Genomic DNA, 13,568 nt, shown 5'->3' on the forward strand with positions numbered 1-13,568 from the left:
CTCAGTTCGAGCCGACCGCCGCGCCGCTCTTGCCCGCCACGGGGGAGGGCTCCTTCGTGGCTCCGGGCAGCTCCGCCTTGCCCGTCTTCACCAGCGCGTAGCCCACGCCGATGACGAGCGAGCCCGCGACGATGGACAGCAGGTAGATGAGCACGTGGTTCACCGCGTGGGGGATGAGCAGTACGAAGAGGCCCCCGTGGGGTGCCATGAGCTGGACGCCGAAGAACATGGACATGGCCCCGGTGATGGCTCCCCCGAGCACGCTGACGGGAATCACGCGCAAGGGGTCCTTGGCCATGAAGGGGATGGCGCCCTCGGAGATGAAGCACAGGCCCAGCGCCAGTGCCGCCTTGCCCGCGTCGCGCTCCGGCTCGGAGAACTTGTTCCGCGCGAGCAGGCTCGCGATGCCCATGCCGATGGGCGGCACCATGCCGGCGGCCATGATGGCGGCCATGGGCCCGTAGGTGTTCTCCGAGATGAGCCCCACGCCAAAGGCATACGCCGCCTTGTTGATGGGGCCGCCGAGGTCGAAGCACATCATCGCGCCCAGCAGCGCCCCCAGGATGAGCGCGTTGCCGGTGTTCATCGTCTTGAGGAACGTGGTGACGGACGCGAGGAGCGCGGCCACGGGCGCGCCGATGACGTAGATCATCACCAGTCCGGTGACGAGGCTCGCCACCAGGGGGATGATGAGGATGGGCTTGAGCGCCTCCATGCTGGCGGGCAGCTTGACGTAGCGGCTCAGGGCCTGGGCACCGTAGCCCGCGACGAAGCCCGCGGCGATGCCTCCGAGGAAGCCGGCGCCCAGGGTGCTCGCCAGATAGCCGCCCACCATGCCGGGCGCGATGCCGGGCCGGTCCGCGATGGAGTACGCGATGTAGCCGGCGAGCAGCGGCACCATCAGCTTGAACGCCGCGCCTCCGCCAATGTCCATCAGCGCCGCCGCCAGCGTGCCCTTCTCCTTGAAGGCCTCGATGCCGAAGACGAAGGACAGCGCGATGATCAGGCCGCCCGCGACGACCATGGGCAGCATGAACGACACGCCCGTGAGCAGGTGCCGGTAGGGCCCGCGCTGGCCTCCCTTGCTGGCGGGGGCCGCGGCCCGCTCGCCCTGGGCGCCCTCGAGCACCGTGGCCTTGTCCAGCGCCTCGCGGATCGTTTGTGTGGACTTCTTCAGCGCGGCGCCCGTGGAGGTGCGAAAGACGCGCTTGCCCACGAAGCGCGAGGGGTCCACCTCGATGTCACAGGCGAGGATGACCACGTCCGCCGCGCGGATCTCCTCCGCCGTGAGCGCGTCCTGCGCCCCCACCGAGCCCTGCGTCTCCACGCGCAGCGTATAGCCGAGTCCCCGTCCGGCCTGCAGCAGCGCCTCGGCCGCCATGAAGGTGTGGGCCACGCCCGTGGGACAGGCGGTGACGGCGACGATGCGCGGTGAGCCCTCGGTGGCCGCGGGGAGTGGGGGCGCGCTGTTGGTGGGGACCGTGGGGCTCCAGGGACGGGCCTCGGCCTCGGCGCGGGTGAGGAAGGCGCGCGGGTCGGGCAGCGCGTCCGAGATGGGCGCCTGGTAGACGCGCTTGCCCGCGAAGCGCGCGAGGTCCACCGGCGCGCTCGCCGCGACGACGACCAGTTGGGCGGCCTCGAGGGTGGCCGCGTCGACGGGGACGAGCGGCGCGAGCTGGCCGTGCATCTCCACGGACGTCTTCCAGCCGCGCTGGGCCGCGGCGCGCTCGAGCCCCCGCGCCGCCAGGAAGGTCGTGGCCACGCCGCTGGGGCAGGCCGTGATGAGAATCACGTTCATGGGTGCGTCTCCCCGGCGCTCGGATCCACGGACAGGCTTTGGACGAGGGTGTGTTGGTGGAGCTGCTCGAAATCCACGGCGTCGGGCTCGCCGACGCCGATGTGCCGCACGGACTCGGCGGCGAGCGCCGTGGCGAAGCGCAGCACGCGCTCGCGGGGCCAGCCGGACAACACGCCGTGCAGCGTGCCGGCCAGCAGCGTGTCCCCCGCGCCCACGGTACTGACGACGGAGACCGGAGGCGGCGTGGCGGTCAGGGCCGCGCCGTCCGAGGCCCAGAGCACGCCCTCGGAACCCAGGGACAGGAGCACGTCCGCGATGCCATCGTCATGGAGCCGTCGCGCCGCCCGCAGCCGCGCCTCGTACGTGTCGAGTGGATGTCCCGCCCAGTCGGCCAGCTCGAGATCATTGGGTTTGACGCCCGAGGGCCGCGCGGCGAGTCCGGACACGAGGGCTGCTCCGCTGGTGTCGAGCCAGACCGGCACCTGGCGCTCGCGGATCCGGGTGATGAGGTCCGAGGGGGTCGTGAGGGGCACCCCCTGCGGCAGGCTGCCGGAGATGACGACGGCGTCGAGCCCGGTGGCCAACAGGGTGTCCAGCCGCGCGAACAGGGCCTGCAGCGCGGAGGCGGGGATGCGCAGGCCGGGACCATTGAGGTCGGTGACGCGCCCGCCGGCCTCGGACAGCTTGATGTTGATGCGCGTCTCGCCCGGCACGCGGATGAACGCGTCGCGCAGGCCGCACGTGTCGAAGGCGCGCACGAAGTCCGTCTCGTTGTTGGCGCCGAGCAGGCCGGAGACGGTGACGTCGTGGCCGAGCTTGGCGAGCACGCGCGCCACGTTGATGCCCTTGCCGGCGGCGTCGATGCGGGTGCTCTCGGTGCGGTTGACCTCGCCGAGCCGCAGGGGGCCTCCGGCACGGACGGTGAGATCGAGGGCGGGATTGAGGGTGAGGGTGAGGATGCGTGCCATCACGCGTTCTCCAGGGCTTCGCGGACGGCCGCGGCGGTGGGTTGTTGGAGGGCGAGCCGCGCCAGCTCGCGCGCTCGGGACAGGGTCAATTCACGGACGCGGGCCTTCACGAGGGGCACGCGGCGGCTGCTCACGGACAGCTCGTCCACGCCCAGGCCCACCAGCACGGGCACGGCCTGGGGATCCGAGCCGAGCTCGCCGCACACGCCCACCCAGCGGCCCTCGGCATGGGCGGCTTCGACCGTCATGCGGATGAGCTGGAGCACGCCGGGGTGGAGCGCGTCGGACTGCGCGGACAGTTGTGGGTGGCCGCGGTCGATGGCGAGTGTGTACTGGGTGAGATCGTTGGTGCCGATGGAGAAGAAGTCCGCCTCCTTCGCGAGCGTCGGGGCGAGCAGCGCGCACGAGGGCACTTCGATCATCACCCCGAGCTGCACGTCGGCCGCCCGCACCTGGGCCTGCACCTTGTCGAAGAGGGCCTTGCCCGCGCGGAACTCCTCGAGGTCCTTCACCATGGGGAACATGATGCGCACCGGGCGCGTCCCCGCCGCGGTGAGCAGGGCGCGCAACTGGGTCTCCAGCACCTCGGGCCGGGTGAGCGTCAGGCGGATGCCGCGCAGGCCGAGGAACGGGTTGTCCTCCTGGGGCATGGGCCAGTAGGACAAGGGCTTGTCCCCGCCCACGTCGAGCGTGCGCGCCACGAGCGGCCGGCCCGCGAGCGCGTCGAACGCCTTGCTGTACTCGGCGATCTGCGTCGCCAGGTCGGGCTCCTGGGGATGCGCCATGAAGACGAACTCGGTGCGCAGCAGGCCCACGCCCTCGGCGCCGCGCTCCACGGCGTCCGCGGCGTGCGCGGTGCTGCCCAGGTTGGCGGCCACCTCCACGCGGTGCCCGTCCTGGGTGCGCGCCTCCTCGTGGCGCCGCGCGTGGGCCGCCTGCCGCCGCGTCTCCTGTTCCTGGATGCGCCGCTCGGTGCGCTCGCGGCGCGTGGGGCTCGGCGCGTGGACCACCCGGCCGAGCTCTCCGTCGACGATCAGCTCCACGCCGGACACGAGCGCCAGGACGGCCTCGCCCGCGCCCGCCACGGCGGCGATGCCGAGCGCCCGGGCGAGGATGGCGCTGTGCGAGGTGGCTCCACCCTTCGCGGTGACGAGGCCGCGCACCAGGGCGGTGTCCAGGCGGGCCACGTCCGAGGGCCCCACGTCCTCGGCCACGAGGATGTAGGGATGCTCGGGGGGCGTGGGCAGCTCCACGCCGCACAACAGGCCGAGCACGCGCCGGCCCACATCGCGCAGGTCCGCGGCGCGCTCGGCCAGCAGGCGATCCGCGAGCGACTCCTGGGCACGCGCCGCGGTCTCGACGGACCGCCACCAGCCGGCCTCCGCCGACGCGCCCTCGCCGATGGCCTCCAGCGCCGGATCCTTCAGGGCCGGGTCCCCCAGCATCTCCAGGTGGATGGACATGATTTGAGCGACCTCGTTGCCCACGGTGCGCTGCACCATCGCGGAGAGCTGCTGCCGCGCGCCGAGCAGGGCCTTGTCCAGCCGGCTCCGCTCTCGCGCCGCGTCCTGGGCGCGCTCGGCGTAGCGGAACTCCGGGGGCCGCAGCACGTAGGCGGGCGCGATCGCGATGCCGGGCGCGGCGGGCACGGCCGTCAGGGGCTCATCCACGGGCGGCGCGGCGGCGGGCTCCTTCCGGGGGGCGAGGGGAACGGGCACGCTCTCGCTCGCCTCGTTCAGGGGCGTCACCGGCTCCCCGAGTCCGCCGCGCACCGCGTCCACCAGAGCGGAGACCGCCTGGGCGGCGCCCTCGCCCTCGGCGGAGAACACGAGCGTCTGGCCACGGCGTGCTCCCAGGCCGAGCACCTTGCTCAAGCTCGTCGTGGAGACGGCCTCCCCGTTGCCCTCCAGCAGGCGGACGCGCACGGGCAGCGTCTGCTCCCGTGCCACCTGGACGAGCGCCTGGGCGGGCCGGGCGTGCAGACCATGTGCGTTGAGCAGACGGACGCGGGCCGTTTGCGCCTGGGCGGACTCGCCCGCGAGCCGCGACAGGACGGCCTCCGCGGACAGCCCGAGCAGCCGCGCGCCCTCGCCGTGGGCGAGCAGCCCATCGAGCCGCTCGAGCAGGGAGCGGTGCGCCTCGCCCTGGGCGGCGAGGCAGAAGACACCCGCCACGTCTCCGGCCTCATCCCGGAGGGGCTTGTCCGGCGTGGCCAGCGCGAGCGCGGGGGCGCGCACGCCCGAGGTGCCCACCACGAGCCACAGCCCCTGGCCGAGCGACACGGGGGGCTGCCCGGCGATGGTGGCGACGAAGCCCGCGTCCACGCAGCCCGCGTGGCGCAGCCGGGCCGCGGCGGCGAGCGCCAGCTCCCAGCGGTCCTTCACGGGCAGGCCCAGGCACAGCGTCTGGGCGTCGAGCTTCGCCGTCACCGGCTGGCGCGAGAGCGTGGCGATGACCTCGTCGGGACTCGTCGCGCGCGCCAGCGACTCGGCCACGCCTTCCCGGTCCAGCACGTGCGTGAGCTGGCGCAGGATGTCCAGGTGCTCGTCGGACTGCGCGGCGATCGTCACCAGCAGGTTGACGCGCGAGCCGTCATGCCACGACACTCCCTCGGGAAACTGCAACACGCGCACGCCCGTGGAGCGCACGTGGCGGCGGCTCTCCGGCGTGCCGTGCGGAATGGCGATCCCCTTGCCGAGGTAGGTGGAGGACTGGGCTTCCCGGGCGAGCAGACCCTCGCCGTACTCGGCCGAGACCCGGCCCGCGTCGACCAGTGCCGCCGCTGCTTGAGCCAAGGCCCCCCTCCAGTCCGCGGCATGACAACCGAGCTGGACGTCCTCTCGTGTCAGCATTAGCATCTATTGCGGTCTCCTTGTTTTGCCGCTTATAATGGAAGTGCTGAATCGTGTCACCCTTTAGGGTAGAATAGGTGGGGGCCACCCGAAAATTTCGGGGTGGCATGGGTGTCGGGTCGGGGAGTTCATTGCGCGGGAAGTCATGATGACACTGACGGACATCGCTCGCCTGGCGGGGGTCTCGAGGACCACGGCCAGCTACGTGCTCAACGGGCAGGCAGAGGCCCGACGCATCAGCGCCAAGACGGCGGCTCGGGTGATGGCGGTGGTCGAGCACCACAACTTCCGCATCGACGCCCAGGCGGCGGCGTTGCGGCGAGGCGCCAGCCGCACCCTGGGCCTCATCGTTCCGGATCTGGAGAACGTGAGCTACGCGCGGCTGGCCAAGCTGTTCGAGCACGGCGCGCGGCGCGAGGGCTACCAGTTGTTGATCGTCGGCTCCGATGACGAGCCGCACACCGAGCGGGAGCTGGCGCTGATGCTGCGCGCGCGGCGCTGTGACGCGCTGATCGTCGCGAGCGCGCTGCCGCCCGAGGACACGTTCTACGCGGGGCTGATGGAGTCGGGCACGCCGGTGATCGCCGTGGACCGGGCGCTCAACCCGGAGCGCTTCGTGTGCGTCGTCAGCGAGAACACCCTGGCGGCCGAGACGCTGACGCGCTCGGTGCTCCACGAGGGCTCGCGGCGCGTGGCCTGGCTGGACGCGGTGCCCTCGCTGGCGGTCACCACCGAGCGGCGCGAGGGCTTCCGGCGCGCGGTGCAGGGGCAGATCGAGCAGGTGCACGAGCTGTCCGGGGCACGCTACGACCGGGAGAGCGGTGCCCAGATGATGCGCGAGCTGATCGAGAAGCAGGGCCTGCCCGACGCGCTCGTCACGTGCTCGTACACGCTGATGCAGGGCGTGCTCGACGTGCTGCTTCAGTTCCCCGATGGCCTGCCCCGGGGGCTGCGGATGGCGACGTTCGGGGATGACCGCCTGCTGGACTTCCTGCCGTTGCGCATCAACTCGCTGCCGCAGCGGCACGAGCGCATCGCCGAGGTGACCCTGGCGCGTGCCCTGGCCGCGGTGCGTGGCACCTACACGCCTGGCTGCGAGGTGGTGGCCCGGGAGCTCAAGCGCCGGGACTGAGGGCTGTTGGGGATGCCGTGAATAGGGCCCCGCTTTATGAGAGGGGCCATGGTTCCCTTCTCCGTTCTCGATCTGTCGCCCATCCTCAAGGGCTCCACCGCCGCGCAGTCCTTCCACAACACCCTGGACCTGGCCCGCCACGCCGAGCGCTGGGGCTATCAGCGCTACTGGCTGGCCGAGCACCACGGCATGCCGGGCGTCGCCAGCGCGGCGACGTCGGTGGTCATCGGCTACGTGGCTGGAGGCACCTCCACCATCCGTGTCGGGGCGGGCGGCATCATGCTGCCCAACCACTCGCCGCTGGTGATCGCCGAGCAGTTCGGCACGCTGGAGTCGCTCTATCCGGGCCGCATCGACCTGGGGCTCGGGCGGGCGCCGGGGTCGGATCAACGCACGGCCCAGGCCCTGCGCCGCAACCTCGCGGCCAGCGCCGATTCCTTCCCCCAGGACGTGCTCGAGTTGCAGTCCTACTTCCGTCCGGCCACGCCTGGTCAGCGGCTGCGGGCCGTGCCGGGTGAGGGGCTGAAGGTGCCCCTGTGGCTGTTGGGCTCCAGCCTCTTCAGCGCCCAGCTCGCCGCCGCGCTCGGCCTGCCGTTCGCCTTCGCCTCGCACTTCGCCCCCGAGCTGATGTGGTCGGCCATCGACCTGTACCGCGAGCAGTTCCAGCCCTCCGAGGCCCTGGCGCGGCCCCACGTCATGCTCGGCGTCAACGTCTTCGCCGCCGACACGGACGCCGAGGCCACACGCCTCTTCACCTCGGTCCAGCAGCAATTCGTCAACCTCCAGCGCGGCACGCCCGGGCCCCTCGAGCCGCCCGTGGACGGCATGGAGGGGCGCTGGTCGGAACTGGAGCGCGCCCGGCTGGAGCACGCCCTGGCCTGTTCGTTCATCGGCTCGCCCGCCACCGTGCGTCAGGGTCTGGAGCGCTTCCTCCAGCGCACGCGCGCGGACGAGTTGATGGTGACAGCGCAGATCTACGACCACGCCGCCCGGCTGCGCTCCTTCGAACTCACCGCGCAGGTGCGCGACGCGCTCGCCGCGAGCGCTCCGGCTCCCCAGGCCCCGGCGGCGGTGTAGAGTCCGCGGCCATGGACGGCATGGAGCAGATGGGCGCTCGAGGCGAGGAGTTGAGCCGCGCGGGCCGGCTCTTCTTCGAGCGGGGGTGGGTGCCGGCCACCGCCGGCAACTTCTCGGCGCGGTTGGATGCGCGCCACATGGTCATCACCGCCTCGGGCCGCCACAAGGGCGAGCTCGGAGCCGGGGACTTCCTGGTGGTGGGCCTGGAGGATGAGACCCTGAAGGACGTGCGGCCCCCGGGTGGCAAGCCCTCGGCGGAGACGGCGTTGCACCTGCGGCGTTACCGGAGCGGGCCGGACGTGGGGGCGGTGCTGCACACGCACTCGCTGGCGGCCACGGTGCTCTCGCGCCTGAGCCCCGGCGGCGTGGTGCTCGAGGGCTACGAGGTGCTCAAGGCCCTGCCCGGGGTGGACTCGCACACGGCGCGCCTGGAGGTGCCCGTGTTCGGCAATGATCAGGACATTCCCCGGCTGGCCGCCCGCGTGGAGGCCCACTTGAGCGAGCACCCGGGCCTGCCCGGCTACCTCATCGAGGGCCATGGCCTGTACACGTGGGGCCGCTCGGTGGCGGAGGCCCGGCGGCATGTGGAAGCGTTCGAGTTCCTGCTGGCGTGCGAGCTGGAAGTCAGGAGGTTGAGCCGATGAGCGAGCTGAGGGTTTTCGACGAGGCAGACAGTGCACGGGCGCGGGTGCACACGCGCGACTTCGACGCCATCCGGCGCGAGCTGGGCGAAGTGGGCATCCGCTTCGAGCGCTGGGAGGCGAGCCGGCCGCTCGCGCCCGGGGCGAGTCAGGAGGAGGTCCTCGCGGCCTACGAGGGGCCGGTGCGGCGGCTGATGGAGGAGCGGGGCCTGCGATCGGTGGACGTGCTGGGCATGGTGCCGGACCACCCGCAGCGCGAGGCGATGCGCGCGAAGTTCCTCGAGGAGCACACGCACAGCGAGGACGAGGTGCGCTTCTTCGTCGAGGGACAGGGCCTGTTCAGCATCCACAAGGCGGGCCGCGTCTTCTTCGTGCTGTGCGAGAAGGGCGACCTCATCAGCGTGCCGGACGGGACGCCGCACTGGTTCGACATGGGCCCCCGGCCGAGCTTCACCGCCATCCGCCTCTTCACCAACAAGGAAGGGTGGATCGCGCGGATGACGGGCGATGACATCGCCTCGCGCTTTCCCCGTCTGGAATGAGCCGCATGCTCCGGGCCATCGTCACCGACATCGAGGGCACCACCTCGAGCCTGTCCTTCGTCCACGAGGTGCTCTTCCCGTACGCGGCGCGCCACCTGGAGGACTTCGTGCGCGCCCATGGCCACGAGCCCCAGGTGCGCCGGTTGTTGGACGGAGCCCGGGAGCTGGCCGGGGGCGACCTGGACGACGCGCGGCTCGTGGCCGTGCTGCGGCGGTGGATGGAGGAGGATCGGAAGGTGGGGCCGCTCAAGGCGCTCCAGGGCCTCATGTGGGAAGAGGGCTACCGCCAGGGAGACTTCCAGGGCCACGTCTATGAGGACGCCGCCCGGCGGCTGCGCGAGTGGCATGCCCGGGGACTGCGCCTGTACGTCTACTCCTCGGGCTCGGTGCACGCGCAGATGCTGCTCTTCCGCCACACCCGCTTCGGGGACCTGACGCTCCTGTTCCGCGGCTACTTCGACACCGGCATCGGCGGCAAGAAGGAGGCGGCCTCCTACGCGGAGATCGTCCGGGAGTTGGGGCTGCCCGCTCAGGACATCCTCTTCCTGTCGGACGTGCGGGCGGAGCTGGACGCGGCGGCCGCCTCGGGCCTGCGCACCGCCTGCCTCATGCGCGGCGAGGGCCCCGCCGTGGACCCGGGGCCGCACCCGGTGGCGCGCAGCTTCGACGAGCTGTCCGTCTAGGCGGGCCGTCCATTCGAGGGCAGGCCATTCGTTTCACGCCTGCCCTCGGACAGGTCGCTCCGCGCCGCGCCCATCCCCACCCTGTGGGGCATGGAACCGACGACGGAACTGGGGCAGGAGTCTCTCCAGGACGTGCGAGGGGAGCGCGCGGGCGAGCAGCGGCCTCCCTGGGTGGTGTGGTTCGATGCTCTCTCTCGGGAGGACGTGCCGCTCGCGGGAGGCAAGGGCGCCAACCTGGGCGAGATGACCCAGGCGGGACTGCCGGTCCCCCGGGGCTTCGTGGTGACGTCCGAGTCCTTCCGACAAGCCTTGCGGCCAGTCCGCTCGCGGCTGGAAGAGCTGTGGCGGAACATCGACGTGGACGACCCGGAGGCGCTGGCGGAGCGCTCGGCCGAACTGCGTGAGTTCGTGCGTCAGGTGGAGCTGCCCGCCGCGCTGTGCGAGGCCCTGCTCGCGGCCTACCACCAGCTGGGCCACGAGGGGTGGGTGGCCGTGCGCTCCTCGGCGACGGACGAGGACACGGCCGCCACGTCGTTCGCCGGCATGCACGAGTCATATACCCACGTGCTGGGGGACGAGGCCGTGCTGGCACGGCTGCGCGACTGCTGGGCCTCGGCGTTCGGACAGCGGGTGGTGGCCTACCGCAAGAGCCAGGGCCTCACCGAGCTGCCCGCCCTCGCGGTGGTGGTGCAGGAGATGGTGGACTCGGCGCGCTCGGGGGTGATGTTCACCGCGGACCCGGCCACGGGGGACACGCGCCGGCTCATCATCGAGGCCGCCTGGGGCTTGGGCGAGGTGGTGGTGGGCGGGCAGGTGGAGCCGGACACGTACTCGGTGGACAAGCAGGGCCCGCGGCTGCGCGAGGTGCGGGTGGGGCACAAGGACTTCCTGCTGGAGCGCGCGCCCGAGGGCGGAGACCGGCGCGTGGAGCTGAGCGAGGAGCGGGCCCGCGCGCGCGTGCTGGCGGACGAGGAGGTGCTGACGCTGGCGCACCTGGGCGCGCGCGTGGAGTCTCACTATGGCTCGCCCCAGGACATCGAGTGGGCCGAGCAGGGAGGACGGCTGTTCCTGGTGCAGTCGCGGCCCATCACCACCCTGGGCCAGGGCGCGCCCGAGCCGGCGCGGGAGGCCCGGAAGGCCGCGCTCGTGACGGGGCTGGGCGCCTCGCCGGGGCGCGTCACCGGCAAGGTGAGGGTGCTGAGCCGCCCCGAGGAAGGGGGGCGGTTGCTCAAGGGCGAGGTGCTCGTCGCTCCCATGACGTCGCCCGACTGGGTGGCCACCATGCGCCGGGCCGTGGCCATCATCACCGACAGCGGCGGCATGACGAGCCACGCGGCCATCGTCAGCCGCGAGCTGCGCCTGCCCTGCGTGGTGGGCACGCGCACCGCCACGCGCGTGCTGCGTGACGGCGAGGAGGTCACGGTGGATGGGCGCTCGGGCGAGGTGCTCGAGGGCCGGGTGGAGGAGGTGGCCCCGCCCCGGGTGGACGCGGCATGGCCCGCCGAGGCGCCCCGTGTCGTCGCCGCGGGTGAGCCCGAGCCCCTGGCGACGAAGCTGTACGTGAACCTGGCCCTGCCGGAACAGGCGCGCGAGGCGGCCGCGCTGCCCGTGGACGGCGTGGGGCTCTTGCGCGCGGAGTTCCTCCTCACCGAGGCGCTGGGCGGAGTCCACCCGCGCAAGCTGATCGCCGAGGGACGCCAGCGGGAGTTCGTGGAGCGGATGGTGGGCCCGCTCCGGGAGATCGCCCGGGCGTTCCATCCGCGGCCGGTGGTGTACCGGACGACGGACTTCCGCACCAACGAGTTCCGGGGACTGGAGGGCGGTGCGGAGTACGAGCCCGTCGAGGCCAACCCGATGATTGGCTTTCGTGGCTGCTACCGCTACCTGCGTGAGCCGGAGGTGTTCCGGTTGGAATTGGAGGCGCTCGCGCGGGTGCGGGAGGAGTCCCCCAACCTGCACGTGATGATTCCCTTCGTGCGCACGCTCTGGGAGCTGGAGGCGTGTCTGGAGTTGATGGACACGAGCCCCCTGGGGCGGCAGCGCGGGCTCGAGCGCTGGGTGATGGCGGAGGTGCCCTCGGTGGTGTACCGCATCCCCGAGTACGCCCGATTGGGGGTGACGGGGGTGTCGATCGGTTCCAATGATCTGACCCAGCTCATGCTCGGGGTGGACCGGGACTCGGAGACGTGCGCGGAGCTGTTCGACGAGTCAGACGCGGCGGTGCTGGATGCCATTGTCCGCATCATCCGCGCCAGCCGGGAAGCGGGGGTGACGTGCTCGCTGTGCGGCCAGGCCCCCTCGAACCGGCCCGAGTTCGCCGAGCACCTGGTGCGGGCGGGAATCACTTCCATCTCGGTGGACCCCGGCGCGGTGGGGGATGCGCGGCGGGTGGTGGCCGCCGCCGAACGCCGGTTGCTGCTGGAAGCCGCGCGGGCTGGGGCCGGCACCCGCCAGCTCCACCTCACCTGACATGGGCATCGCGAGGGTTGGGAGGAAGAGCATGGCGGCGGCGCTCCTCATGGATCTCTATGAGCTGACCATGGTGGATGCCTACCTCTCGGAGGGGCTCCACGACGAGGCGGCCTTCAGCCTCTTCGTCCGCCGGTTGCCCACGCGCCGCAACTACCTGCTCGCATGCGGACTGGAGCAGGCCCTCTCGTACCTGGAGACACTCCGGTTCTCTTCGGAGGAACTCGCCTGGCTGGAGTCACTGGGGCGCTTCTCGCGGCGGCTGCTGGACTGGCTGGAGCACTTCCACTTCACCGGCGACGTGCACGCGCTGCCCGAGGGGACACCCCTCTTCGCCGAGGAGCCCCTGCTGGAGGTCATCGCTCCGCTGCCCGAGGCGCAGCTCGTGGAGACGGCCCTCATCAACCAGATGCATCTGCAAACGCTGGCGGCGTCCAAGGCGGCCCGGGTGGTGGAGGCGGCGGGAGGACGGCCCGTGGTGGACTTCGGGGTGCGGCGCATGCACGGGGAGGATGCGGGCCTCGAGGTGGCGCGTGCCGCCCATGTCGCCGGGGTGAGCGCCACGTCCAACCTGCTGGCCGGCCAGCGCTATGGCATTCCGGTGGCGGGCACCATGGCGCACAGCTACGTCCAGGCGCACGACGACGAGCTGGCCGCCTTCCGCGCCTATGTCCGCCGCTTCCCGGAGACGACGCTCCTGGTGGACACATACGACACGCTGGAGGGCGTGCGGACGGTGGTGCGGCTGGCACGGGGGCTCGGCTCGGACTTCCAGGTGCGCGCGGTGCGGCTGGATTCGGGAGACCTGGTGGCCCTGTCCCGCGCGGCGCGCTCGCTGCTGGATGCGGCGGGGCTGGCGCACGTTCAAATCTTCGCGAGTGGCGGGCTGGACGAGGACGAGGTGGCGCGGCTGCTCGCGTACCACGCGCCCATCGATGCCTTCGGCGTGGGCACGGCGATGGGCGTCTCCGCGGACGCGCCCTCGCTGGACATGGCTTACAAGCTGGTGGAGTACGCGGGCCGCGGACGGCTCAAGCTGTCGCCGGGCAAGGTGCTGCTGCCTGGGCGCAAGCAGGTGTTTCGCGAGGAGGAGGACGGCGTGGCCCGGCGGGACGTGCTCGCCCGCCATGGCGAGGCGTTGCCGGGCCGGCCGCTGCTGCGGCGGGTGATGCACGCGGGCCAGCGGCTGGCGGATGTCTCGCCGCCACTCGAGGCCATCCGGGCGCACGCACGGGAGGAGTTGGGGCGCTTGCCCTCGGCGGTGCGGCGGTTGGAGTCCGCGCGGCCTCCCTATCCAGTGGACGTGAGCGCCGAGCTGAGCGCGGCGCGACGGCAGGTGGTCGCGGAGCTTCGTGAGGAGTCGCACGCTCCCTGAGGCGGTCCGGAGAGCAGCGGCGAGACGGCGA

At 72.2% G+C, this 13,568-nt stretch carries 10 protein-coding genes; 7 read left to right on the top strand and 3 right to left on the bottom strand.

Annotation, left to right across the window (positions count from 1 at the left end):
- Position 1 precedes the first annotated feature (1 nt).
- The 3 genes from F0U63_RS02915 to ptsP are packed head-to-tail and all read right to left on the bottom strand — an operon-like array spanning position 2 to position 5,624.
- Positions 2-1,798 (bottom strand): PTS fructose-like transporter subunit IIB, encoded by a 1,797-nt coding sequence (locus F0U63_RS02915; protein WP_395843450.1) that lies wholly within the window; start codon positions 1,796-1,798, stop codon positions 2-4.
- Positions 1,795-2,766, bottom strand: coding sequence for a 1-phosphofructokinase (pfkB, locus tag F0U63_RS02920; RefSeq protein ID WP_395843452.1), 972 nt, complete (start codon positions 2,764-2,766; stop codon positions 1,795-1,797). The genes F0U63_RS02915 and pfkB overlap by 4 nt, the downstream gene beginning before the upstream one ends.
- Positions 2,766-5,624: a phosphoenolpyruvate--protein phosphotransferase gene (gene ptsP / locus F0U63_RS02925; RefSeq protein ID WP_395843454.1), complete on the bottom strand. Its 2,859-nt coding sequence runs from the start codon at positions 5,622-5,624 to the stop codon at positions 2,766-2,768. The genes pfkB and ptsP overlap by 1 nt, the downstream gene beginning before the upstream one ends.
- A 139-nt stretch (positions 5,625-5,763) precedes the next feature.
- On the opposite strand from ptsP, the gene cra reads away from it, so the two are divergent.
- The 7 genes from cra to F0U63_RS02960 all read left to right on the top strand — a co-directional run bounded on the left by cra (position 5,764) and on the right by F0U63_RS02960 (position 13,537).
- Entirely contained in the window at positions 5,764-6,750 is a 987-nt protein-coding gene (cra, locus tag F0U63_RS02930; protein WP_395843456.1) for a catabolite repressor/activator, read from the top strand.
- Positions 6,751-6,798: 48 nt separating this feature from the next.
- Positions 6,799-7,827, top strand: coding sequence for an LLM class flavin-dependent oxidoreductase (locus F0U63_RS02935; RefSeq protein WP_395843458.1), 1,029 nt, complete (start codon positions 6,799-6,801; stop codon positions 7,825-7,827).
- A gap of 11 nt (positions 7,828-7,838) precedes the next feature.
- On the top strand, positions 7,839-8,471 hold the full coding sequence (locus F0U63_RS02940; protein ID WP_395843460.1) for a methylthioribulose 1-phosphate dehydratase: 633 nt from the start codon (positions 7,839-7,841) through the stop codon (positions 8,469-8,471).
- Complete coding sequence (locus F0U63_RS02945) at positions 8,468-9,010, top strand: 1,2-dihydroxy-3-keto-5-methylthiopentene dioxygenase (RefSeq protein WP_395843462.1); 543 nt, start codon at positions 8,468-8,470, stop codon at positions 9,008-9,010. Before F0U63_RS02940 ends, F0U63_RS02945 begins: the two co-directional genes overlap by 4 nt.
- Before the next feature lie 5 nt (positions 9,011-9,015).
- A complete protein-coding gene (gene mtnC, locus F0U63_RS02950; RefSeq protein ID WP_395843464.1) occupies positions 9,016-9,693 on the top strand; it encodes an acireductone synthase in 678 nt (225 codons plus the stop codon).
- A gap of 90 nt (positions 9,694-9,783) precedes the next feature.
- Positions 9,784-12,162: a phosphoenolpyruvate synthase gene (gene ppsA, locus F0U63_RS02955; protein ID WP_395843466.1), complete on the top strand. Its 2,379-nt coding sequence runs from the start codon at positions 9,784-9,786 to the stop codon at positions 12,160-12,162.
- Positions 12,163-12,193: 31 nt separating this feature from the next.
- Positions 12,194-13,537, top strand: coding sequence for a nicotinate phosphoribosyltransferase (locus tag F0U63_RS02960; RefSeq protein ID WP_395843468.1), 1,344 nt, complete (start codon positions 12,194-12,196; stop codon positions 13,535-13,537).
- The last annotated feature ends 31 nt before the right edge of the window (positions 13,538-13,568 follow it).

It is taken from the genome of Cystobacter fuscus (genome assembly GCF_044360685.1).
GTDB classification, from domain to species: Bacteria; Myxococcota; Myxococcia; order Myxococcales; family Myxococcaceae; genus Cystobacter; species Cystobacter fuscus_C.

Coding starts and splice junctions, on each gene's coding strand:
- ptsP (WP_395843454.1), bottom strand. CDS start 5,624: ATGCTAATGCTGACACGAGAGGACGTCCAGCTCGGTTGTCATGCCGCG.
- F0U63_RS02940 (WP_395843460.1), top strand. CDS start 7,839: ATGGACGGCATGGAGCAGATGGGCGCTCGAGGCGAGGAGTTGAGCCGC.
- F0U63_RS02915 (WP_395843450.1), bottom strand. CDS start 1,798: ATGAACGTGATTCTCATCACGGCCTGCCCCAGCGGCGTGGCCACGACC.
- F0U63_RS02960 (WP_395843468.1), top strand. CDS start 12,194: ATGGCGGCGGCGCTCCTCATGGATCTCTATGAGCTGACCATGGTGGAT.
- ppsA (WP_395843466.1), top strand. CDS start 9,784: ATGGAACCGACGACGGAACTGGGGCAGGAGTCTCTCCAGGACGTGCGA.
- F0U63_RS02935 (WP_395843458.1), top strand. CDS start 6,799: ATGGTTCCCTTCTCCGTTCTCGATCTGTCGCCCATCCTCAAGGGCTCC.
- pfkB (WP_395843452.1), bottom strand. CDS start 2,766: ATGGCACGCATCCTCACCCTCACCCTCAATCCCGCCCTCGATCTCACC.
- F0U63_RS02945 (WP_395843462.1), top strand. CDS start 8,468: ATGAGCGAGCTGAGGGTTTTCGACGAGGCAGACAGTGCACGGGCGCGG.
- mtnC (WP_395843464.1), top strand. CDS start 9,016: ATGCTCCGGGCCATCGTCACCGACATCGAGGGCACCACCTCGAGCCTG.
- cra (WP_395843456.1), top strand. CDS start 5,764: ATGATGACACTGACGGACATCGCTCGCCTGGCGGGGGTCTCGAGGACC.